This window comes from Pedobacter sp. L105 (assembly GCF_009765875.1).
In the GTDB taxonomy this organism is placed as follows: Bacteria; Bacteroidota; Bacteroidia; order Sphingobacteriales; family Sphingobacteriaceae; genus Pedobacter.
The window spans coordinates 644,287-668,744 of record NZ_LMUP01000002.1 but is presented as its reverse complement, the minus strand read 5'-3'; the positions used below and the strand labels follow the sequence as shown (position 1 = coordinate 668,744).

The window sequence follows — 24,458 nt, the reverse complement described above, 5'->3', positions numbered from 1 at the left end:
TCGGGGTTTTTTTATGCCTGTTATTTTTAATTACATTTTATGCGCTATATCTCTATAACAGCAGCTGATGATCTTTATCTGTCTTTTATCAACAGATTATATCACGAAGCATTTCCTCCGCATGAAAGAAGGGATTGGGATGAATTATTGAATTTAATGGGCAGTGCCGCTGAAATGCATGTTCAGGTTATTCTGCAGGATGAAAATCCTGTAGGCATGATCATTTTCTGGACATTTGCAGACTGGAATTTTATAGAATACTTTGCTATCGATCCTGCCTGCCGTGGGTTGAGATATGGAGAAAAGGTAATGATGGATTTTAGCCATAAAAACAAAGTTTTGTTAGAAGTAGAACTGCCAATTAGTGAGGATGCTGTAAGGAGAATAAAATTCTACGAGCGGGTAGGGATGGTTCTTCTGCCTTTTGCTTACCAGCAACCTTCTTACAGGGAAAAAGATGTGTCATACGAGATGACGCTGATGAGCAACAGACCTGATAATGAGCACAAAGAATTTGATGATGTCCTTTTAAAGGTTTTAAAAGCGGTTTATGGACAGCGTTAAAAATCTTCTGAATAAATTTACAAACAATAGCTTTCATGGCTTGTTGTTATCGTAATCTACTTATATTTTTTACTAAAAAACATTGATTATGATTACTCCAGAAGAAAACGCCGAAAACGAGAAAGATAAAAAAACAGTATATAAAGAGACGACTACCAATGAAGATGATGAATTGACCAGCGGAGAAACATCTTCGACATCAGAATCCGGCAGATCTGCTTTTTCCCATACTCCTGAAAGAAAGAATAAACCAATGGGTGCTGGTCATGAGCCAGGTGTTACCCCGGGAAGGGATTTCTAGAAAATTTATAAAAAATTGGCCCCGAAACTTCAGTGTTTCGGGGCTTTTTTGTTTTAAGAGCAGTTGATTAAAGATTGGGTATAGAAATATTACCTGATTAATTTGTGTGTTAATATTTTCTCCATTACATTAGCGAACGTTAATTTAATTGTTTTTAATAAAGGTCAAATTAATATTAGCTAAATCGTTTTTTAAACCTAAAATTCAATGAATAAATTTGCTCTTCGGGCTCTCTCAGCTGCCTGTTTATTGTTTTTATCCTCTTCTGTACTGGTATCCGCCCAGGAAAAGGAGTCTTTTAAGAAAAAGGGAAATACACTAACCTTCATCACCCAGGATGCTAACTTTTCACCTGCTGTGAAAGCCAGGTTAATAGAAACCTTTTTTAAGGTTTATCCTGAACTAAAAAAGCAATTCAATCCTAATGCTGCAAAGGAAGTCACTTTTGTGATCGACACTGCTTATAAAGGCGTAGCAGCTACTTCAGGAACGATTGTTTCCTTTAGCCCTGTCTGGTTTAAAAAACATCCTGAAGATGTAGATGTGGTCACGCATGAGGTGATGCATATTGTACAGGCTTATGGTGAAAACGCAGGTCCCTGGTACATTACTGAAGGTATTGCTGATTATGTCCGTTACGTATATGGCGTAGATAATGCAGGTGCCAAATGGACACTTCCCAACTACAAAGAAGGGCAGAAGTATGAAAACGGTTACCGTGTAACAGCAAGGTTTTTTGCCTGGATGGAGAAACATGGTTATGCCGGAATCGTTAAAAAAATAGACAAGAACATGCGCGATCATACCTATACCGATGACACCTGGAAAACATTAACCACTAAAACGCTGAACGAATTATGGTCGTCTTATATAGCCGATCCAACTCTTTAAGCTTATATTCACAATAAATAAACCAAAAAACAATGATGAAACATTTCTTATCAATGTTGCTGATCGCTGCTGCTGTACCGGCAATGGCACAGAAAGCAGATAAGGTTACTGATCCAGTAGATTTGATCAATCCTTTAATGGGAACCCAAAGTAAACCAAGCCTATCTAATGGTAACACTTATCCCACAATCGCACTTCCCTGGGGAATGAATTTCTGGACTCCTCAGACCGGTAAAATGGGTGATGGATGGGCGTATACTTATGATGCTGATAAAATCAGGGGATTTAAACAAACCCACCAGCCTTCACCATGGATGAACGATTATGGTCAGTTTTCTATCATGCCGGTAACCGGTAAAATGAGATTTGAACAGGATGCACGCGCCAGCTGGTTCTCGCATAAAGCAGAAACTGTTAAACCTTATTATTACAGCGTTTACCTGGCCGACGCAGACGTAACTACAGAAATTGCACCGACAGAAAGAGCGGCACATTTCCGTTTTACTTTCCCTAAATCAGACAGTTCATATGTGGTAGTAGATGCTTTTGATAAAGGTTCTTACATCAAAATCATTCCTAAAGAAAGAAAAATCATAGGATACAGCACTAAATATGCAAGAGGACCACTGCCTAATTTCAAGAATTACTTTGTAATCTATTTTGACAAGCCATTTGTTTCTGCTAACGCATGGCATGGAAAAACGCTTGCTAAAGATACATTGGAGATCCAAAGCAACCACTCTGGTGCTATCGTAGGTTTTAAAACGGCTAAAGGCGAGAAGGTGGACATGAAAGTGGCTTCATCTTTTATCAGTGTAGAGCAGGCCGAGCTGAGTTTGAAAAGAGAGCTGGCTAATGATTCTTTCGACGTCACTAAAGAGAAAGCAAAGGCAGTGTGGAACAAAACACTGAGCAGGATCAATGTAGAGGGCGGAACGATCGATCAGACCCGTACCTTCTATTCCAGCTTATACCGTACTTTATTCTTCCCGAATAAAATGTATGAAATTGATGCCAATAATAAAATGGTTCACTGGAGTCCTTATACCGGCAAAACAATGCCGGGTTATATGTTCGCAGGAACCGGGTTCTGGGATACCTTCAGGGCATTATATCCATTCTTAAACCTGATGTATCCATCCATCAACAAAGAGATGCAGCAAGGACTAATCAACGATTACAAAGAAGGAGGATGGCTGCCTGAGTGGTCTAGTCCGGGTTATGCCAATATCATGGTAGGTAATAACTCTGCTTCTGTAGTGGCTGATGCCTATATCAAAGGAATGCGTGATTATGACATCGAAACTTTATACAAAGCATTGATTCATGGTGCAAATAACGAAGGTCCTATCACCGCTGTGGGAAGATCAGGCGTTAAATATTACAATGAACTGGGTTATGTACCTTACAACGTAAAAATTGACGAGAACGCAGCTAAAACACTGGAATATTCTTACGACGATTTTACCATTTACCAGTTAGGAAGGGCATTACACAAACCTGAGTCGGAAATTGGTATTTATGCCAAAAGGGCGATGAACTATAAAAACCTGTTTGATCCTTCTGTTGGTTTAATGCGCGGCAAAAACCAGGATGGTACTTTCCAGGCTCCTTTTAATGCTTTCAGATGGGGCGGTGCCTTTACTGAAGGAAACAGCTGGCATTATTCATGGTCGGTATTCCAGGATGTTGCAGGATTGTCTAAGTTAATGGGGGGTAAAGAGAAATTTGCTGAGAAACTGGATTCTGTATTTACTTTGCCGCCAACATTTGACGACAGTGAGTATGGAGAAGTGATCCATGAGATCAGGGAAATGCAGATTGCTAACATGGGCCAGTATGCACATGGTAACCAGCCAATACAGCATATGATCTATTTGTACAATTATGCAGGCCAGCCATGGAAAGCGCAGTACTGGGCCAGGGAAACGATGAACAGGTTATACAAAGCTACTCCTGACGGATATTGTGGTGATGAAGACAACGGACAGACTTCTGCCTGGTATGTTTTCTCCGCTATGGGATTCTATCCTGTTACACCAGCTGTAGACCAGTATGTTCTGGGTGCCCCGTTATTTAAAAAAGTAACGCTAAACCTTGAAAATGGAAAACAGATCGTGATCAACGCACCAGCCAATAGCGATGATAACCGTTATATCAAGTCGATGAAGATCAATGGTAAGGATTATGGAAAGAATTTCCTTACACACTCTGAATTGTTGAAAGGCGCAACGCTTGACTTTGATATGGCTGCGAAACCTAACCTTAACAGAGGTACTCAGGAAGCTGATTTCCCTTATTCATTGTCAACAGAGAAGAAATAAGAGAGAACATCTAGCTTCGTTTAAAAAAGAACCCTGTCTTCTGATGCTGCCAACCGCTGAAACGCGCTTGAAGGCATCAGAAGACAGGGTTCTTCTTTTAGGGATATCCAGTAGCAGGATGGCTTGATCATTACCGAAATGAAAGGAGATACTCTTCCTTCTTGAAGGAAGAATTGATCATGAGCCTGAAGAAGGAGTAATGGCAGGCCTTTCTATGTAGCTTGCCTAAAGCATCCTGTTATTGGATGATGATCTTACGCGTCATGCTACAGATCATATTCAAAAAAAATAGTATGCTGTATGATAGCCTAGGACTCTTGCAAGCGTAGCGCTGCAATATTCCAGCTGTCATACAGCATACTATTTTTTTCAGCGAAGCAAGGATAACCTTAAGCTCCTTAACAAAAATATTTAGTTCTTCACCATTTTCAGGAAAGTAGCCAATTTAGCTTTCATCACCCTGCGGTCTACAATAAAATCAAGGAAACCATGTTCCTGTACGAATTCTGCAGTTTGAAAACCTTTAGGCAAATCTTTTTTGATCGTTTCTTTAATTACCCTTGGGCCTGCGAAACCTATTAATGCACCTGGTTCTGCGATATTGATATCGCCCAACATGGCATAGGATGCAGTAACCCCACCAGTAGTAGGATCGGTAAGCAGGGAGATATAAGGAATTTTAGCCTGGCTTAACAAAGCTAATTTAGCAGATGTTTTAGCCATTTGCATCAATGAAAATGCTGCTTCCATCATTCTTGCCCCGCCAGACTTGGAGATCATTAAAAAAGGAATTTTATGCTTGATACTGTAATCGATAGATCTGGCGATTTTCTCTCCTACAACAGAGCCCATTGAACCGCCGATGAAATTGAAATCCATACAGGCAATCACCAGGTCTTCACCATCAATCTTACCTACTGCGGCACGGATAGCGTCTTTAAGACCTGTTTTTTCCTGTGTATCTACCAGGCGTTCTGTATAAGGTTTGCTATCTACAAAGTTCAGCGGATCTCCGGAAGTCAGATTAGCAAAAAGTTCGGTAAACTCATTGTTATCAAACAATACCTGGAAATATTCTTTTGAACCTACTCTCAAATGATAGTCACAATAGTGACAAACAAATTTATTTTCTATCAGATCAGCGCTATGTAATACTTTTTTGCAATTAGGACACTTGTTCCATAAGCCATCCGGCGCTTCTTTTTTTTCTTCTGTCAGCGTACTGATACCTTTTTTTTCTCTCTTAAACCAAGCCATGTTATTCGTTGAAAAATGCGATTACAAAGAAACGAAAAAAAATTAGAAGAGTTTGACTTAGATTGAGCATAACTTTCGCTAAAACGTTAACCGTGTTATAACTAATAAAAAGCGACAGATATGACTTAGATAGCTTCATCAGTGATATTGGTAGGATACAGGATATGAAAATAATGTCCTGTAGATTTGTGCGGCCTGATATTTTTCATAACTTCGGCGTATAAAAATCTAATAACAATGAGTTTAAAAGGCTATAAAGGCGTAATTTACGGAGATGCCCTTCAGGAATTATTTGAACAGGCTAAAAAACATCAGTTTGCATTACCTGCAGTGAATGTAACCGGTACAAATACGATCAATGCAGTTATGGAAACTGCTAAAGCGGTGAATTCACCAGTAATGATCCAGTTGTCTAATGGTGGCGCGCAATTTTATGCGGGTAAAACCTTAAATAATGATAACCTGAATGCATGTGTGCTTGGTGCAGTATCTGCAGCAAAACATGTTCATTTGTTAGCAGAGCACTACGGTGTTGCTGTAGTATTACATACAGACCATGCTGCTAAAAAATTATTGCCATGGATCGATGGTCTTTTAGATCACGGAGAAAAATTCTTCGCTGAATATGGTAAACCATTATTCTCTTCACATATGCTCGACCTTTCTGAAGAGCCAATCGAAGAAAACATGGAGATCTCCGCTAAATATTTAGCACGCATGGCTAAATTAGGTATGACGATCGAGATTGAATTAGGTGTAACAGGTGGTGAAGAAGACGGAGTTGACAACAGTGATGTAGATAGCTCTAAATTATATACCCAGCCTTCTGAAGTAGCTTATGCTTATGAAGAATTGAGTAAAGTAAGTGATAAATTCACTATCGCTGCAGCTTTTGGTAATGTTCATGGTGTATATAAACCAGGTAACGTTAAATTACAGCCTGTAATCCTTCACAACTCTCAGGAATTTGTGAAAGAAAAATTCAACCTGACTGACGCAAAACCAATCAACTTTGTATTCCATGGCGGATCGGGTTCTTCTCAGGAAGAAATCAGAGAAGCTATTTCTTATGGAGCGATCAAAATGAACATTGATACTGATATGCAATGGGCATTATGGGAAGGTATCCTGGATTATTATAAAGCAAACGAAGCATACCTTCAGGGCCAGATTGGAAATCCTGATGGCGAAGATAAACCAAACAAAAAATATTATGATCCCCGTGTATGGTTACGTAAAGGAGAAGAAACTTTTGTTAAACGTTTAACTCAGGCTTTTGAAGATTTAAACTGCAAAAACGCAAGCGATAAATTATAATTAAAAATATCATATTTAGAAGGCGTTTTCCTATTTCGGAAAGCGCCTTTTATATGTCTGTCTAAAAATAGATCATGTGGTATAAATATAAAGGGCTACGCTATACCCTTGCCGGAATCTTTTTCTTCCTGATGATGGGATGTAAAGAGAAACACCATCATCAAACGGCATTTTATTACTGGAAAACATCCTTCGCACTCAGTCATCAGCAAGAAGATTTTTTAAAAGGCACAGCTTCTAACCGGATTTATCTTCGTTTTTTCGATGTGATCTGGGACGATCATCATCATCAGGCCGTTCCAAATGCTATTTTGACAGTAAAACAGAATATTAAAGGGCTCACGATATTTCCTGTAGTATATATCACCAATAAAACATTCACACATACAAGTCCGGCCCAGACAGATAGCCTTGCACTAAAAGTAAACCAGTTAATTAACCGGCTGGCGGAAAAATATCAAATAAGCTATAAAAGTATACAAATAGACTGCGACTGGACTACCGGAACAAGGACTAGCTATTTCAGTTTTTTGAAAGCACTTAAAAGATATAACCATCATCAGCTGGAAGCTACTATTCGCCTGCACCAGGTAAAATACCCTGAGCAGACAGGAATTCCGCCAGTAGACCAGGGAGTACTCATGTTTTATAATATGGGGAAACTATCAGCAGGCTTAACATCGCCAAATTCAATTTATAATGCCGGGGACGCAGAAAAATATATTTCTTCTTTAACACATTACCCTTTACCTTTATCTGTTGCATTGCCGCTGTTTTCATGGGCTGTTCAGATCAGGGCAGGAAAGATCATACAGATATACGGACAAATTGACCGTAAAGAACTGATCAGGAACAGCAATTTTGAAGTATTGGGCAACAGTATTGGCTACCGTGCAAAAAAGAGCTTTTATCTGGACGGAATTTATATTATGGCGCAGGATGTATTCAAAATAGAAGATGTTGATGCCGGGCATTTGAATGCCGCTGCAAAACAGTTATCTGAATACCTTCCACCGTTAAATAACAGAAATATTATTTATTATGAAATATCATCAGTTAATCTTTCATCGTTTACCCCTAAAGTTATCATGGAAGTTTCTGCTCATTTTTAGCATTTGTATACTGGTTACCGGCGGTATCGTATGGGCATGTGCAGACGGCGATTACGATGACGGCAGTTACTCTAATTTTAGTCCTGAAGCCTTCGTAGACCACCAGTATTCACCTTTTTTCTATACCAGCTCCACAAGTTACTATGGTGATGCCGACGATGATAGTAATACCAGGTTTAATGGCCTGGTTTTATCAGAATGGGATGATTATCTGAACCATAAAATTGATCAGAAGTCACTGAAAGCACTATTATTTAATACTACGCTCACAGGGCTGGATTCTGTATCTGATTATAGAAATGGCAAATTGGGTAGTCTGTCCCCGGGTTTAACCGACCTTAAACAGATTAAGCTGGATAAGCGCCGGCTGGATAACTTTTTAAGTTATCTTATCCTTGCAAAAAAGTGCGAATCTTTTACTGTTAATGAGGTTAGATATAGCTGGGATGAAAAAGTGCCGGCTCACCTGCCTGATGTTCTGCTTGGCGCTGAGCTATTTAAAGCCCTGGACAAAAGTAAAGACCCTTATATTAAGGAAAGACTTTGGTTTCAAGCTATTCGTTACCAGTATTTTAAAGAGCGGAGTGCTGGATCCGAAAATAACAGCGAAGAAATCCCCTCACTTTTTAAAAAGTATGGGTCTGCATTTCCAAAGAACATGACTTATTACCGGACGTTGGGTTATCTGGCAGGGCACTATTTTAACCAAAAGGATTACTCGGAAGCAAATTACCTGTATAGCTTATGTTATAACTTTTCCTCAACAATGAAAATCCCAAGTAAGTGGAGTTTCCATCCTCAAAATGAGGACGATTGGAACAAAAGCCTTTCCCTTGCTAAAACAAAAGAGGAAAAGGCTACCCTCTGGCAGATGCTTGGGTTAGCGGGGGATGAAGCCAGGGCAATAGAAGAGATCTACGCAATTGACCCTCAATCCGAAAAATTGGAACTTCTACTGAGCCGTTTAATTAATATGACGGAAATCTCCTCTTACAGCGGGACAAGTAATCTGGTTAGCATAGTGAGCGACTCTGCAAGTAAGGCAGAAAAGACTATTCTGACCAATAATGCCACCCTGGTGGGCCGTATTGCCAGGAATAATAATACGGCGAAACCCTGCTTCTGGAACCTTGCTGCAGGTTATTTAAATTACCTCAATGGTAATGACGGGGCCGCAGAAAGCTTTTATACTAAAGCAAAGATACAACTTCCTAAAAATGATAAGCTGATCATTGCGCAATACAAAATACTGGACTGGACACTATACCTTTCCCGTTTAAAGACCATTAACGCTAAAGCCGAAAGCGAAATGGTAGAGCCTATTACCTGGCTGGCCAATCTTAGAGATGGTAAAGATACCATTCCAAACTTACGATATAACAGGGCGGTAACGCAAAGCATAAGTTTATTGGGAGCGTTATACAAAAAACAGGGTGAACTGCTGAAATCAAACTGTTTCGATTCCAAAACGGAATTTTATACCCATAATGAAAATATAGAATCGCTGAAAGCACTGCTCAGTAAAAGGGAAAAGACGCCATTTGAGGTAGCTATGCTGCGGTATTACCACCTTACCATAGAAGATTTGTATTACCACCAGGCGTTAATGCTGGTATACCAGGAGAAAATAGATCAGGCGATTCTACTGATGAGTAAATCTGGCAAAAATGCCCAGGCCCAATTGTTAGGTAACCCCTTTAGCATCCATATCAATGATTGTCACGATTGTGATTTTGAAGCCGTTCAGAAAAAGAAATACACACCCTTAAGTTTTCTAAATGAGATCAAAATTTTAAAAACGGAGATCGCAGCAGGAAAGAATACTTACGTCAACACTTTCTTATTGGCAGATGCTTATTATAATATTACCCATTATGGTAATGCACGTACTTTTTATCAATCTGAGATTACAGGCCAGGATGCTACCTCTCCTTTAGATATTCCTGAAGTGTTCAGGCCTACTTTCACCTCTGCTAAGTTAGCTGAAAAATACTATCTGAGGGCGAGGCTTTATGCTAAAACTAAAGAGCAAAAAGCGAGGTGTACATTTATGGCTGCGAAATGTGAGCGGAATGATATCTACAATGCGGCCTATAATGATAAAGCCAATCAACACAAGTATTACTGGGATTTTGATTTTAAGGACATCCCCTCCGGCAAATATTTCGCTGAGCTAAAAAACAGCTATCAGAAAACCCAGTATTATCAGGAAATTTTAAAGGAATGCGGATATTTTAACACCTACATTAAAAAAAACTAATGTGGATATTTAATCCGTTTTAATCCTCAACTTTACTTGCAAAAAAATAGCTATGAGCACATCGGGAGACAAAAAGAATTTCTTTGAAATTTTTTCAAATGCAGCCACAAAATTTACGGGAAGCTCAACGGCTTTTATTATTGCTTTATTAACTGTGATCATCTGGGGCGTTACCGGACCAGTTTTTAAATATTCAGAAACCTGGCAGCTGGTGATCAATACCGGAACTACCATTATCACCTTCCTGATGGTTTTCCTGATTCAGAAATCCCAGAATAAAGATGGCAAAGCCATACAGCTTAAACTAAATGAATTGATCGCTGCTCATGAAAGGGCAAGTAACAGGATGGTAGATATCGAAGACCTGACAGAAAAGGAGTTGGACCAGCTGCATAAATTTTACGTGACCTTGTCGGCATTATCAAAACAAGAAACCGATATTCATTGTTCTCATTCTATAGATGCTGCCGAAGAAGCAAACCAGCTTAAGGCAAGGCACACCTATAGACCTAAACCATTAAAATAAGGACCATGGAACTACTTCAGGTAATCAAGATCAGAACTCAGGAAGAAATGGAAAGCGCATTTGTGATCCGCAGAAAAGTTTTCGTGGAAGAGCAGAGAGTTGCCCCTGAGCTGGAGTTAGAGAATGAAGAAGTCTCTGTTCATTTCCTGGCATTACTGGATAATCAGCCCTGTGGTGCCTGTCGCTACCGTAAAACTGATAAAGGATATAAGCTGGAGCGTTTTGCTGTACTGAAAGAATTTCGCGGGAAAAGGGTGGGCCAGGCTCTGGTTGCTGCGGTATTGGATGATATACCCGATAATGCAGAAGTTATTTATTTAAATGCACAAAGCGACGCCGTAGGTTTGTATGCTAAATTCGGATTCGCTGTAGAAGGTGAACAATTTGAAGAAGCCGGTATTCAGCACTTCAAAATGGTTAAGATTTAAAGACCTCTTCGGAGAACAGCATTGCCTGTAACCATTTGCCCTTGTTGAGAGATAAGCTTTCTCCCTGTTGCTCCAGATAGTTAATCAGCTCTTCTGTGGCCATATTACCCGTCAGGCTATCCATTGCCATTGGGCAGCCACCAAATCCTTTTAAGGCGCTGTCAAATCGTTTACATCCAGCGTTATATGCGGCCTCGATTTTTTCCCTGCGGGTATCCGGGTTGCTGTGTAAATGTAAACCAATCTCTGTTTCAGGAAAGCTATTCATCAGTAAGGGTAACAGCTCTTCAATTTGCGCTGGCGTGGATACACCTATAGTATCAGAAAGGGAGAGGATTTTTGTTCCCCGCTCTACCAGCACTGATGCCCATTGTTCTACTATAGACGCATTATATTCATCACCGTAAGGATTTCCAAAACCCATAGAAAGATAAATAACAGCAGTCTTTCCATGCTGATCACATAATTCCAGCATTTTTTCTACAGTGGTTAATGATTCCCTGATACTGGAATTGGTATTCCGCTGCTGGAAAGTTTCTGAAATGGAAAAGGGAAATCCGATATAACTGATCTCCGGGAAAAACATAGCTTCCTCAGCACCGCGCAGATTGGCTACTATGGCCAGTAGTTTACTGGTGGTTTTGCTCAAATCCAATTGTGCCAATACTTCTTTGGTATCACTCAATTGGGGGATAGCTTTGGGTGAAACAAAACTTCCAAAATCTATGGTGTCAAAGCCCACTTGTAAAAGCAGGTTGATATATTTTGCTTTGAGAGCTGTAGGGATAAAATCATGAATTCCCTGCATGGCATCTCTTGGACATTCAATTAATTTCATAGGCATAGATTCATTTGGCTGAATGCTAATTTACTTCTTTTTCAGTAAAACAGCATAGTATATCCCATGTTCTGCCAGATTTTTCGGTTGAGATTATAAATCATTACCTCAAATTTATACTCAACCTTATTCGTTTCCAAGAGAAGATAGCATTTGAAGAATGCCTCTGGCACATTTTGTTAATGAAATTATTTTCTACTGGGTTCGGTAGGGTATTACCCGTATTATGTTCGATATAAACTCAAATCAAATACAAAAGAAACACTGTCAAAGACGGATCAAAAACGGATGGTGTCCGAGTTTGATCCGAGTCTGATCTGTGTTTGTATAGGACATGATCTCAACAAACTACCTTTAAACCATGATGTGTCCCATACTGAGATTAGTTTACAAAAGCACTGTCAAACAATCTGATTAAAACTGAAACGAAAATTCCAGAACTTATTAAATAAATAATATTAATTTTACTTATTGTAAGGGTAAATCTGTTTTCAGTTGTCTATTGAACAGATAACTGAAAAAGTATTTAAATTTAAGCAACCAAATATTGCAGACGACGAGAGCCGATACGAATAATATAGATTTAATTTTGGATGAACCAGAGTTTGACAGGATGTATCTTGATCATTACCATGCCTTATTTCAATATGCATTTACAATGTTGCATGACGATATAATGGCTGAGGAGATGGTTCATCTGGTATTCTTAAAACTTTTGGAAAAGAATGGGCCAATTGCTATTCATACATCGCTAAAAGCATATTTATACCGTTCCGTAAATAATGAATGCTTAAATTTTATTAAACATCAAAAAGTTAAACGTGCTTTCGAAGTCAAAGCCATTAAAACCATGAACAGTAAAACAGAAACGCCATTAGGTAAATTTCAGTATGAAGAACTGGAACAACAGCTTAAAAACGCTATTAGCGAGCTGCCCGAACAGTGTCGTACCATTTTCCAGATGAGCCGTTTTGAAGAATTGAAATACGCAGAGATTGCCAATCAATTAGGCCTGTCCATAAAAACTGTAGAAACGCAAATGAGCCGTGCACTTAAAAAACTTCGTATTAGGCTAGCTGATTACTTGCCAATCATAGTATGGCAATTATTACTTAGTCTTTTTTACTTGATTAAACACTGATCTTATGGAGATGAACGATGATATACTGATCAGTTACCTTTTGGGCGAGACATCCCCCGAACAGGCTAAACTCGTCAATGAGTGGAGAAAACGTAGTGAAATAAATAATGCAAGGTTTAATCAGTTCGAGTTGATTTGGGAAACAAGCCTGAACTTGAAATTTGATGGATCGTTAGACGTACAGGCGTCCCTGCACAGGCTAAGAGAAAAAGCTGCAGCACAAAAAAATAGCGGGGCAAAAGTAGTTTCACTTCAGCAAAGAAATCCGTGGCTCAAAATTGCAGCGGCTATTTTATTGCTTGTGGGATGTGGGTTGTTTTATTTTTATCAGTTTAATGTGCCAGAAATACAATTTGCAACCAATAAAGAAATTAAAGCCGATACTCTTTCTGATGGATCTATCGTTACGTTAAATAAGTCAACTGTTTTAAAATATCCAAAAAGGTTTAATGGTAAACAACGCAGTGTGATCCTGGCGAAAGGCGAGGCATTCTTTAACGTTGCCCATAATAAACAATTGCCTTTCATTATTGCTGCAGGCAGGACAAGTATCTGCGTAGTAGGAACATCTTTTAATGTAAAGAATAAGAACGGGAATGTAGAGGTGATTGTTGAAACAGGTGTTGTACAGGTAACAAGAAATGGACACAGGGTTTTACTAAAACGGGGAGAGAAAGTTTTGGTTAAACAAAATGAAACATCGTTTAAAAAAGAAAATAATCCAGATCAGCTTTATAATTATTACCGAAGTAAAGAAATAGTAGCTAATAATACGCCACTCTGGCGTGTGGTTGAGATTCTTAATGAGGCTTATGACTGTAAAATTGTCCTAGGCAGAAAAGAACTGAATGATTTGCCGCTTAACACTACATTTAAAGATCAATCTCTGGATAATGTTTTAGCGGTAATCAGCCGTACGTTTAAGGTTACGGTTGAAAGAAAGCGTAGAGAAATCGTCCTTAAATAGAAAATTTAATGACGATAAAACCATTGCTGATGTCTAAACATGCCAGGTTATTTATACAGGTAATACTGTTTTTTTTTGGTTTTAACAGGGTTTTAGGACAAAATTTGCTGAACAGGTCCATCTCCATAACTGCCAGGCAAACCAAATTAACAACAGTACTAAATGAAATCAGTGCGAAAGGTGGTTTTTACTTTTCCTATAATGGAAGCATAATTCCGCAAGACAGCGTCGTTACCCTGGTTGCTTCTAATCAACCCATTTCCGTGTTGTTGCATCAATTATTCAAAGACAGGTATGAGTATGAGGAGCGGAAAAATCATATCATCATAACGACTGTTTTAGGGCATTTATCTTTTTTAAATCCTGATTTGACCGTCGATGGTAAAAGCTACATTGTGAGCGGAATAGTTGTCAATGAAAATACAGGCGAGCATTTAATGAATACAAGTGTTTATGAAAAAGAACAACTTTCATCAACACTTACCGATAGACAAGGTTATTTCCGATTAAAACTCAATAAAGATTATCATGGTGAGATTGTAGTGACTTTAAGTAAGATATTCTACCGGGATACAACACTCCATTTTTTGGAGCCTGTTCTGATCAATTCGCGACCGGACAGAAAGAATTATTCAAATGCTGCTCATCCAGGTAACCATGTTGAACAAACTGGTATTGGTCGCTTGTTAATATCTACCCGGCAAATGATTCAGAGCATGAATATCCCTGATTTCTTTGCAAAGCGCCCATTTCAGGTTTCTTTAACTCCCGGTCTAAGTACCCATGGCATGTTTAGCCCACAGGTGGTGAATAAGTTTTCATTGAATTTAGCTGGCGGTTATACCGCGGGTGTAAATGGGTTAGAAGTAGGTGGATTGTTTAATATTAATAAGGGCGACTCAAAGTATTTTCAGCTGGCGGGCATTTTTAACCTGGTTGGCGGCAACGTAACGGGCCTGCAATTTGCAGGCGTAGATAATAAGGTGCTGGATACCGTGAAAGGAGCGCAGGTGGCTCTTTTTACCAATAGCACAGGTGAACAGCTATCAGGTGTACAAATTAGTGCATTGCATAATCAAACTCGCCATCTTAAAGGTTTACAGGTAGGATTGGTTAACGTTGCTGATGTGTCGGATGGTGCCAGCATAGGTCTGTTGAATATTATTGGTAATGGTTTTTATAGAGTCACCTGGTCCGCCAACAACATCAGCAATTCGAATTTTGCGTTAAAAACAGGTACACATAACTTCTATAGTGAATTACTAATCAGTACTAATATTTCTGCAAATAAAAAGTTTTATGCATTCGGCTTGGGTATAGGTCATGACTTTATATTAAATGACAAGCTTTATGTATCTGCAGAAACGAATTATCAGATTGCCAGTACCGGTTTATGGGATGACCGCTGGTCGCAGGGAAAACTGCTCCTTAATTTCCAGTTAACAAAAAATATCAGTCTTCTTGCCGGGCCTACGATTAACCATTATGACCATAGTGGCGAATACAGTGAAGGCTACGAAAATATTACAAATTCTACAAGCCATTCTGATGATTTTGACGCTAACCACCAGTCCAGAAATTGGGTTGGTTTTGAAACCGGTATTGCTTTCAATTCAGTCTTTAAGCCTGCTAAACGGGCTATTGATCATTCTCAAAACTGGTATCTGGGCTTTTACGGAACAGAAGGTATAGGCTGGGACAAGCCTTACAAGCTAGTTAGTGGTGGAGAACTGTCTCTGGAGCGTGCCTTAGGTGGGCAGCTTATGGGAATACTGTCAACAGGTTATACCTATTTTTCCGTGCAAAAAAACTACGTCATTGGAAGCATCGGGTCTAATGATATTTATGCTCAACCTGTAAAAGTCTTTCCAGTGAAAGCTGGAATCAGGTTAATGACAGGTGGAAACTTTTTTATAGCCAGTGAAATAGGTGAAGGATTTGGAACCGGACAACCACAACTCATTAACAACAATTTTCAGCAAATTAAGACTTCATTTCATTCCTTTATCTATTCCGCATCGGTTGGTTATACATTTAAAAGCGGAGTGGAAACAGGAATTAAATTTGAAGATTATTCCCTTCAGTCTCAATACAAACAATTTGCGTTTCGATTAGGCTATCGTTTAAAACTCAATAAATAATTACCAGCCCTGTAAGGGTAATTAACTTTACTGTTGTCATAGTGATTTATAAATTATATTATTCATTATGAAACATTTTTTTTTACTCATTGCTATTTCTTTGTTCTTTACTTTAGCTAAGGGGCAATCATCCGCAAGCCGCTGGCACCTGGGCTTTGGTGTAGATGCCGGCCTGCCAACCACGAATGTATTTCAATATACTTTAGGTGGTGATATTCGTCTTCAAAAGGATCTTGGCGATCATTTATCGGCAACATTTACTACTGGATTTACCCATTTTTTTGAAAATGATCATTTTACAAATTACACGCAATATGGAAGTCCCTATAATGTAATTCCGCTAAAGGCAGGAATAAAAGCATTCTTAACGAATAACTTTTATATAGGTGCAGAGGCTGGGGCAGGGTTTGCTTTTGAACAATGGGGAACTTCTTTTCTATATTCCCCATCAGCGGGTTTAGCCTTCAACAATGGGCTGGATGTTAGTGTTAAATATGAAAACTTTACCAGGGATAAGAATACTAAAGATATTGCCCTTCGTTTAGCTTATGGCATTGATACAAGAAAACATGTTGGTTCTATAGCTCCTGAGGTGGAAAAGGACTGGCAAATTGGATTTAGTGTTAACCCTGGGCTGACAACCAATTCATTTGAAGGTGCAACCCTTGGAGGGGAATTAAATGTCAATAAGCAATTGACTAACTATCTGGGGCTTTTTGCTTCAACAGGAATCAATCATTACTTTAAAGTTTACCAAAACTACTTTTTTGACGATTATACCAAAGAAGGAACTACCGGGATTCAAACATCCAAAACAGAACGGAATGTATTCCCGGTTAAAGCGGGCCTGAGAATTTATGCGGGTAATCGGTTTTATATATCAGGAGCAGCTGGTGCTGGCTTAGTTTCACATGGTGCAACAACCTTTATCTATTCACCAGCCATTGGCCTGGCCTATAAAAGCGGGTTGGATATCGGTTTAAAATATGAGAATTACAGTGGGGTGAGTACCTCTGATTTAATAGCGCTTAAACTGGGTTACCATTTTAAACTATAAAATTAAACTAACCTTAATTAATCACCTTGATCTTAACTTATTTTATTTTGAATACTTCAAAAAAACGCGTTCTTTTTTACCTGCTTGACGGTGCAAGGCCTGATGTATTGACTCAGTTGATCGCCGAAGGCAGACTGCCCCATATTAAACAATTGGTGGATGAAGGTACCTTTAAAATAGCAACAACCTGTTTCCCTTCCACTACTGGCCCCGCTTACCTTCCTTTTCTAACCGGCCACTTTCCCGGAACTTTGAATATACCTGGCATCCGTTGGTTTGATAAAAAAGAATTTAAAAGAACCCGCTGGAACAAAATGGCCATGCGTTCGTATTGTGGTCCGGAAGCGGGATGGTTTAATACCGATATGCCTGCAAATAAGCCTACACTGTTTGAGTTAACAGGGAGTGCCTATAACCTTTACAATATGATTACCCGAAATGTGCCGGATGAGCACGATCTGGGTAAGAAGGGTAAGAATTTATTATATACCCGGGCACACTTTTTTAAAAGACATCACCCTGTTGATCTTCAGGGACATGAGCGAATAATGGAACTGTTAAAAAGTAATAAAGATTTCGATTTTCTATTTGCCGTTTTTCCTAGCGTTGACTGGGATTCCCACTATCATGATATTAGAGATGCGCAAACTTTCGAAGCGTACGAGATCGCCGATAATAGTATTGGCGAAGTAAGGGCTTATCTGGAACAGAAAGGCTGGTGGAAAGATATATTATTTATGCTTACTTCTGATCATGGATTAACGCCAACCCATACACATTTTGATTTGGGGGACTGGCTGACTGATCAGGGGTTGAAATCAATTAGCTACCCGGTCATCTGGCGGAGTAATCCAAAGTCAGCTGTCATGATTTCCGGAAATTCGTTTGGCAGCATCCATCTGCTTAATCATAAAGGTGATCAGGTCCTGGCACAAAAAGAAATTCTTAAATACTTGGGTGTTGAAAGGCTTAAAGCTTTATTAGAAACTGAAGCCGTTGATTTTATTGCATATCGCGGGGATAATCCTTTCGAATATTACGTTGAAAACCGTCGGGGTAGAGCATTAATTACCTGCAATAACAATCAATATGGCTACTGGCCGGTTAGTGCCGATCCTTTTGACTTTGGTATTATAGCTGATGGTTATATGGAAACATTGGAAGCAACGATTCAAAGTAATTATCCGGATGCCCTCGTGCAAATTGTACAGCTATTTAGAAGTAACAGGGCAGGGGATATAATCGTAAGTGCAAGGAATGGTTATGATCTTCGGGACTTTTGGGAGTATCCCGAGCACAAAGGCTCACACGGCTCACTTAGCAAAGAACATATGTTAGTTCCTTTGATTTACAATCAAAAAGGATGGGCGGGTCGCGCCTCGCGTACCGCCGATATTTTCCCTACTATCCTTAAATGGATGAATAAAACAGCGATTGCCTGCGAAGGAGTTGCCCTAAATTAATTGTACTTATTAATCTATATATTATGATGTCTGATACCTCCATTGGAAAAAAATGCGATAATGAGAATAAAGAAAAACCGTTTGATCAGGTTTTAAAAAAAAATATCATTTATAAAGGCTGTTTGTGGCTTTGCCTGATCACAATAGCATCAGTAGCGGCAATCTTTTTTTACAGCCATACAGGAGACACATTTAATGCCTTATCCAGGATACTTCCAAGATATATCCTGCTTTGTCTGGTTATGATATTTATTGACTTAATACTGGGTAGCTGGCGAAATCATATTTTTATCCGTAAGCTTAAACCTGATCTTTCCTACTGGGTTAGCTTCAGGGCAAATGCGGCTAATATGTTTATGGGAGCTGTAACTCCTTTCCATAGTGGAGCCGGTCCGGGACAGTTATATGTTTACAACCGGTATGGCATTAAGATCCTTGACGGATTTATTGTTAGCCTAATCAATATGGGGGCTACATTGCTATTTATGCCAGTAGCAGGTTTATTTGCTATATGGGCAATGAATGACCAGTTGGATGCAGGGATAGTTCCCAGTTTAATTAAGTATGGATTTTTTGTTTTTACACTATTTCTAGCCATCTTTTTATTGGCTTTTTGGAAGCCTTTATGGGTTGGAAATGGAATTAAATACATCGGAACAGCATTAGGAAAAATCTGGCCATCTAAAAAAGCAAAATTCCAATCATGGGCAAATAATTCCTATGAAAAGATCTTAAATTATCAGACTATATGCAGTAAACTATTAAAAGAGTTTCCCTTACTTTTCCCTTTAAGTTTATTAATTACCACCTTACTTTACCTGAATAAATATTGTATGCAGTATGTACTCCTTTTGGGTTTAGGTATTCATGCTGATTTATTACAGGTTATCAGCATCCAGATTCTTATTCAATTCATGATTTATTTCGCGCCAAGTCCCGGTGGTAGTGGTTTTGCTGAAGCAAGTATTGCCGTGCTTTTTGCAAAGATTTTACCCATAGCCGTTTTGCCTGTTTTTACTCTTTTACAACGGTCATTTCTACTTTTTTTTCCAGCGGTAATTGGGGCCTATGTCATAGTTACCTTACTGAAAAATCATACGCTTCAAACAAAAATAAATTAAAATACTATTCCCGGATCAAAATTAACATGTAATAAGAGACAATCACTTATCTATAACTAAACTATGCAATCAGAAAAAACATCTAAACAAAAGCTGTTGAAGGCTGTTGGAACAATCTTAAAAAATGAAGGATTTAAATTTTTGAAGGTAACTCGAATCGCCCAGGTCGCCTGCGTTGATAAAAAACTCGTTTATCATCATTTTGGTACTGTTGAAAATTTAATCGAAACTTTTATTTTAAGTCATGATTACTGGACAAATCTGGTTCGAAAAGTTCACCAGGCTATAGATGGTGAAACAGAATCTTTCGGCCTGGAAGATCTCTTGAATTTTTATCTGGAAAAACAATATGATATGTTATCTGAAGATAAAATTCAACATCAAATCATGCTTTGGGGTATTTCAGAGCCTAATGCCATTATTCAAAAGATAATAGCCGGCAGAGAAGAAGTAGGAGAGTCTTTGTTTGATTTGATAAACCAGAAATGTTCAAATCCACTACTCAACTATCGGGGTCTATATGCCATCATTATTTCCGGTTTGTGTTATTTATCTCTTCATTCGCAGGTTAATAATGGAACTTTTTGCGGTATTGATCTGAATGAAAAAGAGGGTAAAGAGATGATTACATCTGCTTTAAAAAGTTTCAATGCAATTATAATTAATCAGTAGTATCCCAGTCGAAATTATATTATTAGTTCACATTTTTAATTAAATTAAACTTTGAACTTATCTAATTTTTTCTTTTATTTGACATAATGCGTCGTTAATTGATATTATGGAAGATGAAAATATAACTGAAAAACAGTTAATTAGTTTTCTGCTTAATAAGCAGAAAATACTTAAAAATGAACTAAAGAAAGTTGAGCTTGCTTTAGAGGCTCTAAGTGTTGAACCTCATTTATATTTGACTTTTAATGATAATGATCAGGAAGGAGTACAAAATCAGTCTTTTATCAACGCAATAAAACAGAATTTGTCTTTTACAGAAGAATTTGATCCTAATAGCAAGTTAGATTATAAAATTGCTTTTGCATTGTCACAAGAGGAAAGGCTAACTAAGGATGATATCCTTGCTGTTATCATTAAACAACAGCCTGATTTGGATAAGAATAAATTCGAAAAGACATTGTCAGTGAGATTGTCCTATTTATTAAAGAATAAATTTATAAGAGGTAAAAAAAATGGAAGAACATACCTCTATAGCTTATTAACACAGGGCAGTTAATCACATTATCTTTCGTTATTTTCAGATCCGATTGAATTTAAGGGCTACTGAAGACTCCATTTTAATCCGACCATACAATAAGGCTTAACTGTATTGTTATTTAATTGTTGAATGGTATTTTCATTAAAGGTTCTCATTACATTGGTTTTGTTATTAAGCAGGTTGAAAATTGAAAAATTTCCGAATAAAGGTGCTTTCTTACTGATCCTGCGTTCCAAAAATATATTAATAAAAGTAAACCATTTGGCACTATTCTCTAAAAGTTTGCCGTAGTAAAGATTGGTTAAATAGCCTGTTATTTTCCAATTGTCATTGTACCAGGTGGCATCAAGTAAGATATTGTTGTTGAAAACGTTAGAACTTGTTTTTGAAACCGAATACTCATTAAAATTAATTGAAGGCTGTACGTTTAAGGTTAAATCGAAATTTTCACCAAAACTGTTTGACAAGGACAAATTTTCCTGAAATGATATATTTCTGTTAAAATTCACTACATTATTAATCAAATTACCAGTTTGGCGGTACGTTATAGCTGTATTAAAATTTACACGGGGACCAGTTTTAAAGCTATATCCTTTTGTTAAATTAAGGGATATAAAATAGTTTCCGTTAAAATTTATGGGTTTGCTGATCTGTGCTCCACTTGGAAGAGTGGATATGGCATCTACAATTTGATTAGTTTCAATTGATGAATTTAGAGAAAGCAAAAAGGGCTGATTTGTCTTTGGATTAATCTCATTATATGAAATTGAAAATGAATGTGTTTTAGTTGGTTTTAAATCTGCATTGCCTAGCCTGATATTTAAGGGATCACTATTGTTAATTACAGGTTGCAAAAGGGTTATGCCAGGTGGGTTTATTGAACCATGATAATTAAAAACGAGGGTTTTATAATTTGAAAATTTGTAATTCGTTGATAGTACCGGATATATATTTATATAACGAGTAGTTGCAGGGTTTAATGGTAAATATGTATTTTGTAAACTTTCAAATTGAAAGCTTAGGCCTGTATTTAATATAAGCCGGCTTGTTTGGAAAGTATAATTTATACCTGGCTGTTGATATATCAATAAGCTCTTACTCTGGCTGCTTGTAGAGTCTTCCAGATCGTACAGATTTGTTTTGGTATCGAAGCTCATTGTTTTTCTTCTATTTTCCCCAGGGCCATAAGAGTAGCTGTAATTAAATCGCAGGACTCCATGTTTTTGGATAGGCTCTGTGTAATTAAGTGTGAAACCATAAGATTGTTGCGGCAATGAATTTTTTGATACCTGGTTTACCTGACCTGTGTTATATATCGATTGTAAAAGTATACTATCTGTTTGAAAGGTATTGTTTATATTAAAATTAAAACCCAATGATACTATTCGACCTTTATTTTTAAAATGTTTACTCAAATAGCCATTAACATATCCTGCTAAAATTGCCGATTTGCTTCGTAATTTGCTAAGAGATTCACCGGTTAGAATTGAGTCTTTTTTTATAATTGTGTGAGTTACACTTTCCAATTCTGTGTTTTGGCTATTGAAATTTCCATCCATGGAAAATGTAGTTGTGGAATCTATACGTGCCTCCAGGTGCAAATTGTAAAGTAACCCTTTTGTTCCATTTTCTGAATTAGCAACAGAGGAATTGGATTGCATATGGCCTTCCGGTAAGAAATTCTGTATTGACCTGTCTTGAGTTAAATTATTGTGGGAAGATGAATATTGTATACTGCCGTTTACCTTAAACTTTGAAGGTTTTGAATAGAAAAGATTAAGCCCTATGTTTTTAATGTCTGAAATACCTGGTAAAGTGCCTGATGGGAATTTATCATTGTTTCCTCCAGTGAGACTGGCATTATCCGTTTGTCCAAAAACATTATAATTTAACCCTCTGCCCAGAGAATTAAAATTTGTTGCCAGGTTATATATATTATTAGTGCCAAAGCCACCTGTTAAATCGCCAAAATAATTTGTATTAACCGATTTTTTGGTAATGATATTAATGGTCGTAACCCGGCTTCCATCGTCAACGCCCTTGTATTTTGATTCTTCACTTTGTGAATCATATAGTTGTATTTTATCAATGAGGTTTGATGGTATATTCTGAATTGCCTTTTTTAAGTCGTTTCCGAAAAACTTTTCACCGTTAACTAAAATACTCTGGACATCTTTGCCTCTGGCTTCTACTTCACTTTCCCGATTAACTGTTATACCGGGCAGCTTCTTTAGCAAGTCCTCTGTTTTTGAACCGGCTCTCGTCTTATAACTTTCCGTATTATATTCCAAAGTGTCATTTTTAAGAATCATAGGAGGACGCATTCCTTTCACAATAACTTCCTTTAGCTGAGTTGATTTATTTTTAAGGAAGAGGGTATCTATAATTGATTTTCTGTTATATATCCGGATGTTAACAGTGGCCATGTCATAACCAATAGAGGTAATACTTAGTTTATATTTTCCGTTTTTTAAATTTCTATATATAATTAAGCCATTCAAATCGGTAACTGCCCTTTCTATAATTGTAGTATCCAAATAGTTTTTTAACACAGCATTTGCCCCTATGATCGGTTTTTTTAAGGTCGAATCCATAATATAGCCCTCTATTGATCCCTGACCAAATACATTTAAATGACCTAAGATCAATAAAACTCCTAATGCCAAAATTGACTTCATTCCGCTAAATTATATAATTATAAAAATAATTATATAATTATTTTGTTATTTAATTTTATTCTATAACTTAGATCTATATTTTAAACCTAATTTATATTGTATGAAAAATTTATTAAAAGTCTTAGCGGTTGCAGGAGTTTTCTTTGCAATCTCTACCAATGCAAACGCCCAATCTGGAACTTTGATTTTTAAAGAAGGAAACGGTGGGACACAAAACACAGTTGCCACTATTACTGATGCTTCAGGGCAATTTTACAATCTAAAGGACAAGACTCCTTCTAACATCGGTGCTAATGATGAAGCGAAATCATTAATTCTACAAAATGTTAGGGTTGGTGCCGCAATCTCAGTTTATGATGCTCCTGCTGGTGATGCAAGCGATGATTATTGCATTATTACGGTGAAATCGCTTGTTTCAAGCATCACCGTATCTTCATTTGAAACATCATATGAAGATGCAAATGTTAAAGTTGATTTTCATCATCATAATGGTTTGGATGGTAAAGTTTCTGCTATTCGGGTAAATTAAAAACTCCAATTTAATTTAGAGAAGGCTGCAAAAATTGATTGCACAAAAAATGAGCATAATGCAACGAGCCCGATGTCATCGGGCTCGTTGCATTATGCTCATTTTATCTTTTATAATATTAGTTGAATTAGTGTTCTTCGATCTCAGAATCATTTCAGATAACAGATTCTTGATTTGATTGTCAGTTGATCAGTCTGAAATTGAGTATTGGCTGATGCTATTGTACAGGTTTAAACCCAGATACATCTTTACGTTCTTAATTCTTGTCTATAAAAAAAAGGCCCCAAATAGTGTTTCACTTTTTGGGGCCATTGTATGAATAATAAAAACTTT

General features: G+C 37.7%; 21 protein-coding genes. 18 read left to right on the top strand and 3 right to left on the bottom strand.

All coding sequences use genetic code 11. From position 1 onward, the window contains the following. The first annotated feature begins 39 nt into the window (after nt 1-39). The 4 genes from GSQ84_RS04035 (at nt 40) to GSQ84_RS04020 (ending at nt 4,080) form a co-directional block, all read left to right on the top strand. Nucleotides 40-564 (top strand): GNAT family N-acetyltransferase, encoded by a 525-nt coding sequence (locus GSQ84_RS04035; protein WP_158795955.1) that lies wholly within the window; start codon nt 40-42, stop codon nt 562-564. 88 nt (nt 565-652) lie between these two features. Continuing rightward, on the top strand, nt 653-865 hold the full coding sequence (locus GSQ84_RS04030) for a hypothetical protein (RefSeq protein ID WP_158795954.1): 213 nt from the start codon (nt 653-655) through the stop codon (nt 863-865). A gap of 207 nt (nt 866-1,072) precedes the next feature. After that, nucleotides 1,073-1,756 (top strand): basic secretory protein-like protein, encoded by a 684-nt coding sequence (locus GSQ84_RS04025; RefSeq protein ID WP_158795953.1) that lies wholly within the window; start codon nt 1,073-1,075, stop codon nt 1,754-1,756. Nucleotides 1,757-1,791: 35 nt separating this feature from the next. Further along, a complete protein-coding gene (locus GSQ84_RS04020; protein ID WP_371416348.1) occupies nt 1,792-4,080 on the top strand; it encodes a GH92 family glycosyl hydrolase in 2,289 nt (762 codons plus the stop codon). Nucleotides 4,081-4,491: 411 nt separating this feature from the next. Here GSQ84_RS04020 and accD read toward each other — a convergent pair whose 3' ends face one another. After that, entirely contained in the window at nt 4,492-5,337 is an 846-nt protein-coding gene (accD, locus tag GSQ84_RS04015; RefSeq protein ID WP_158795951.1) for an acetyl-CoA carboxylase, carboxyltransferase subunit beta, read from the bottom strand. A gap of 237 nt (nt 5,338-5,574) precedes the next feature. Here accD and fbaA point away from each other — a divergent pair, with 237 nt between their 5' ends. The 5 genes from fbaA (at nt 5,575) to GSQ84_RS03990 (ending at nt 10,980) form a co-directional block, all read left to right on the top strand. Continuing rightward, entirely contained in the window at nt 5,575-6,654 is a 1,080-nt protein-coding gene (gene fbaA, locus GSQ84_RS04010) for a class II fructose-bisphosphate aldolase (protein ID WP_158795950.1), read from the top strand. A gap of 74 nt (nt 6,655-6,728) precedes the next feature. Further along, a complete protein-coding gene (locus GSQ84_RS04005; protein ID WP_254070773.1) occupies nt 6,729-7,766 on the top strand; it encodes a hypothetical protein in 1,038 nt (345 codons plus the stop codon). Continuing rightward, nucleotides 7,696-10,026 (top strand): hypothetical protein, encoded by a 2,331-nt coding sequence (locus GSQ84_RS04000; protein WP_158795949.1) that lies wholly within the window; start codon nt 7,696-7,698, stop codon nt 10,024-10,026. The genes GSQ84_RS04005 and GSQ84_RS04000 overlap by 71 nt, the downstream gene beginning before the upstream one ends. Nucleotides 10,027-10,078: 52 nt before the next feature. Beyond that, nucleotides 10,079-10,552, top strand: a complete 474-nt coding sequence (locus GSQ84_RS03995; RefSeq protein WP_158795948.1) for a low affinity iron permease family protein — start codon at nt 10,079-10,081, stop codon at nt 10,550-10,552. A 5-nt stretch (nt 10,553-10,557) separates the two neighbouring features. Continuing rightward, nucleotides 10,558-10,980, top strand: a complete 423-nt coding sequence (locus GSQ84_RS03990) for a GNAT family N-acetyltransferase (RefSeq protein WP_158795947.1) — start codon at nt 10,558-10,560, stop codon at nt 10,978-10,980. On the opposite strand, the gene GSQ84_RS03985 is transcribed toward GSQ84_RS03990, so the two are convergent. Further along, nucleotides 10,970-11,818, bottom strand: a complete 849-nt coding sequence (locus GSQ84_RS03985; protein ID WP_158795946.1) for a hydroxymethylglutaryl-CoA lyase — start codon at nt 11,816-11,818, stop codon at nt 10,970-10,972. The two genes, GSQ84_RS03990 and GSQ84_RS03985, sit on opposite strands and share 11 nt — an antisense overlap. A 547-nt stretch (nt 11,819-12,365) precedes the next feature. Between GSQ84_RS03985 and GSQ84_RS03980 the strand changes: the two genes are divergently transcribed. The 8 genes from GSQ84_RS03980 (at nt 12,366) to GSQ84_RS03945 (ending at nt 20,936) form a co-directional block, all read left to right on the top strand. Continuing rightward, nucleotides 12,366-12,959, top strand: coding sequence for an RNA polymerase sigma-70 factor (locus GSQ84_RS03980; protein ID WP_254070772.1), 594 nt, complete (start codon nt 12,366-12,368; stop codon nt 12,957-12,959). Between the two features lie 4 nt (nt 12,960-12,963). Continuing rightward, nucleotides 12,964-13,926, top strand: coding sequence for a FecR family protein (locus GSQ84_RS03975; protein WP_158795945.1), 963 nt, complete (start codon nt 12,964-12,966; stop codon nt 13,924-13,926). Between the two features lie 8 nt (nt 13,927-13,934). Continuing rightward, a complete protein-coding gene (locus GSQ84_RS03970; protein WP_158795944.1) occupies nt 13,935-16,067 on the top strand; it encodes a hypothetical protein in 2,133 nt (710 codons plus the stop codon). Nucleotides 16,068-16,134: 67 nt separating this feature from the next. Beyond that, complete coding sequence (locus GSQ84_RS03965; protein ID WP_158795943.1) at nt 16,135-17,124, top strand: hypothetical protein; 990 nt, start codon at nt 16,135-16,137, stop codon at nt 17,122-17,124. A 47-nt stretch (nt 17,125-17,171) separates the two neighbouring features. Next, nucleotides 17,172-18,587 (top strand): alkaline phosphatase family protein, encoded by a 1,416-nt coding sequence (locus GSQ84_RS03960; protein WP_158795942.1) that lies wholly within the window; start codon nt 17,172-17,174, stop codon nt 18,585-18,587. A 23-nt stretch (nt 18,588-18,610) separates the two neighbouring features. Continuing rightward, nucleotides 18,611-19,708: a lysylphosphatidylglycerol synthase transmembrane domain-containing protein gene (locus tag GSQ84_RS03955; RefSeq protein ID WP_158795941.1), complete on the top strand. Its 1,098-nt coding sequence runs from the start codon at nt 18,611-18,613 to the stop codon at nt 19,706-19,708. Nucleotides 19,709-19,771: 63 nt separating this feature from the next. Then, the gene (locus GSQ84_RS03950) at nt 19,772-20,380 is read left to right on the top strand and encodes a TetR/AcrR family transcriptional regulator (RefSeq protein ID WP_158795940.1); all 609 of its coding nucleotides are present in this window, start codon (nt 19,772-19,774) and stop codon (nt 20,378-20,380) included. A gap of 106 nt (nt 20,381-20,486) precedes the next feature. Continuing rightward, nucleotides 20,487-20,936 (top strand): soluble adenylyl cyclase-like protein, encoded by a 450-nt coding sequence (locus GSQ84_RS03945; RefSeq protein WP_158795939.1) that lies wholly within the window; start codon nt 20,487-20,489, stop codon nt 20,934-20,936. 44 nt (nt 20,937-20,980) lie between these two features. Here the strand turns inward: GSQ84_RS03945 and GSQ84_RS03940 are convergent, their stop codons facing one another. Beyond that, nucleotides 20,981-23,596: an outer membrane beta-barrel protein gene (locus GSQ84_RS03940; RefSeq protein ID WP_158795938.1), complete on the bottom strand. Its 2,616-nt coding sequence runs from the start codon at nt 23,594-23,596 to the stop codon at nt 20,981-20,983. A gap of 100 nt (nt 23,597-23,696) precedes the next feature. Between GSQ84_RS03940 and GSQ84_RS03935 the strand changes: the two genes are divergently transcribed. After that, complete coding sequence (locus GSQ84_RS03935; RefSeq protein WP_158795937.1) at nt 23,697-24,125, top strand: hypothetical protein; 429 nt, start codon at nt 23,697-23,699, stop codon at nt 24,123-24,125. The last annotated feature ends 333 nt before the right edge of the window (nt 24,126-24,458 follow it).

Excerpts from the sequence above, each read along its gene's own strand:
- GSQ84_RS04035 (WP_158795955.1), top strand. The coding sequence starts at position 40 with ATGCGCTATATCTCTATAACAGCAGCTGATGATCTTTATCTGTCTTTT.
- GSQ84_RS04030 (WP_158795954.1), top strand. The coding sequence starts at position 653 with ATGATTACTCCAGAAGAAAACGCCGAAAACGAGAAAGATAAAAAAACA.
- GSQ84_RS04025 (WP_158795953.1), top strand. The coding sequence starts at position 1,073 with ATGAATAAATTTGCTCTTCGGGCTCTCTCAGCTGCCTGTTTATTGTTT.
- GSQ84_RS04020 (WP_371416348.1), top strand. The coding sequence starts at position 1,792 with ATGAAACATTTCTTATCAATGTTGCTGATCGCTGCTGCTGTACCGGCA.
- accD (WP_158795951.1), bottom strand. The coding sequence starts at position 5,337 with ATGGCTTGGTTTAAGAGAGAAAAAAAAGGTATCAGTACGCTGACAGAA.
- fbaA (WP_158795950.1), top strand. The coding sequence starts at position 5,575 with ATGAGTTTAAAAGGCTATAAAGGCGTAATTTACGGAGATGCCCTTCAG.
- GSQ84_RS04005 (WP_254070773.1), top strand. The coding sequence starts at position 6,729 with ATGTGGTATAAATATAAAGGGCTACGCTATACCCTTGCCGGAATCTTT.
- GSQ84_RS04000 (WP_158795949.1), top strand. The coding sequence starts at position 7,696 with ATGAAATATCATCAGTTAATCTTTCATCGTTTACCCCTAAAGTTATCA.
- GSQ84_RS03995 (WP_158795948.1), top strand. The coding sequence starts at position 10,079 with ATGAGCACATCGGGAGACAAAAAGAATTTCTTTGAAATTTTTTCAAAT.
- GSQ84_RS03990 (WP_158795947.1), top strand. The coding sequence starts at position 10,558 with ATGGAACTACTTCAGGTAATCAAGATCAGAACTCAGGAAGAAATGGAA.
- GSQ84_RS03985 (WP_158795946.1), bottom strand. The coding sequence starts at position 11,818 with ATGAAATTAATTGAATGTCCAAGAGATGCCATGCAGGGAATTCATGAT.
- GSQ84_RS03975 (WP_158795945.1), top strand. The coding sequence starts at position 12,964 with ATGGAGATGAACGATGATATACTGATCAGTTACCTTTTGGGCGAGACA.
- GSQ84_RS03970 (WP_158795944.1), top strand. The coding sequence starts at position 13,935 with ATGACGATAAAACCATTGCTGATGTCTAAACATGCCAGGTTATTTATA.
- GSQ84_RS03965 (WP_158795943.1), top strand. The coding sequence starts at position 16,135 with ATGAAACATTTTTTTTTACTCATTGCTATTTCTTTGTTCTTTACTTTA.
- GSQ84_RS03955 (WP_158795941.1), top strand. The coding sequence starts at position 18,611 with ATGATGTCTGATACCTCCATTGGAAAAAAATGCGATAATGAGAATAAA.
- GSQ84_RS03950 (WP_158795940.1), top strand. The coding sequence starts at position 19,772 with ATGCAATCAGAAAAAACATCTAAACAAAAGCTGTTGAAGGCTGTTGGA.
- GSQ84_RS03945 (WP_158795939.1), top strand. The coding sequence starts at position 20,487 with ATGGAAGATGAAAATATAACTGAAAAACAGTTAATTAGTTTTCTGCTT.
- GSQ84_RS03940 (WP_158795938.1), bottom strand. The coding sequence starts at position 23,596 with ATGAAGTCAATTTTGGCATTAGGAGTTTTATTGATCTTAGGTCATTTA.
- GSQ84_RS03935 (WP_158795937.1), top strand. The coding sequence starts at position 23,697 with ATGAAAAATTTATTAAAAGTCTTAGCGGTTGCAGGAGTTTTCTTTGCA.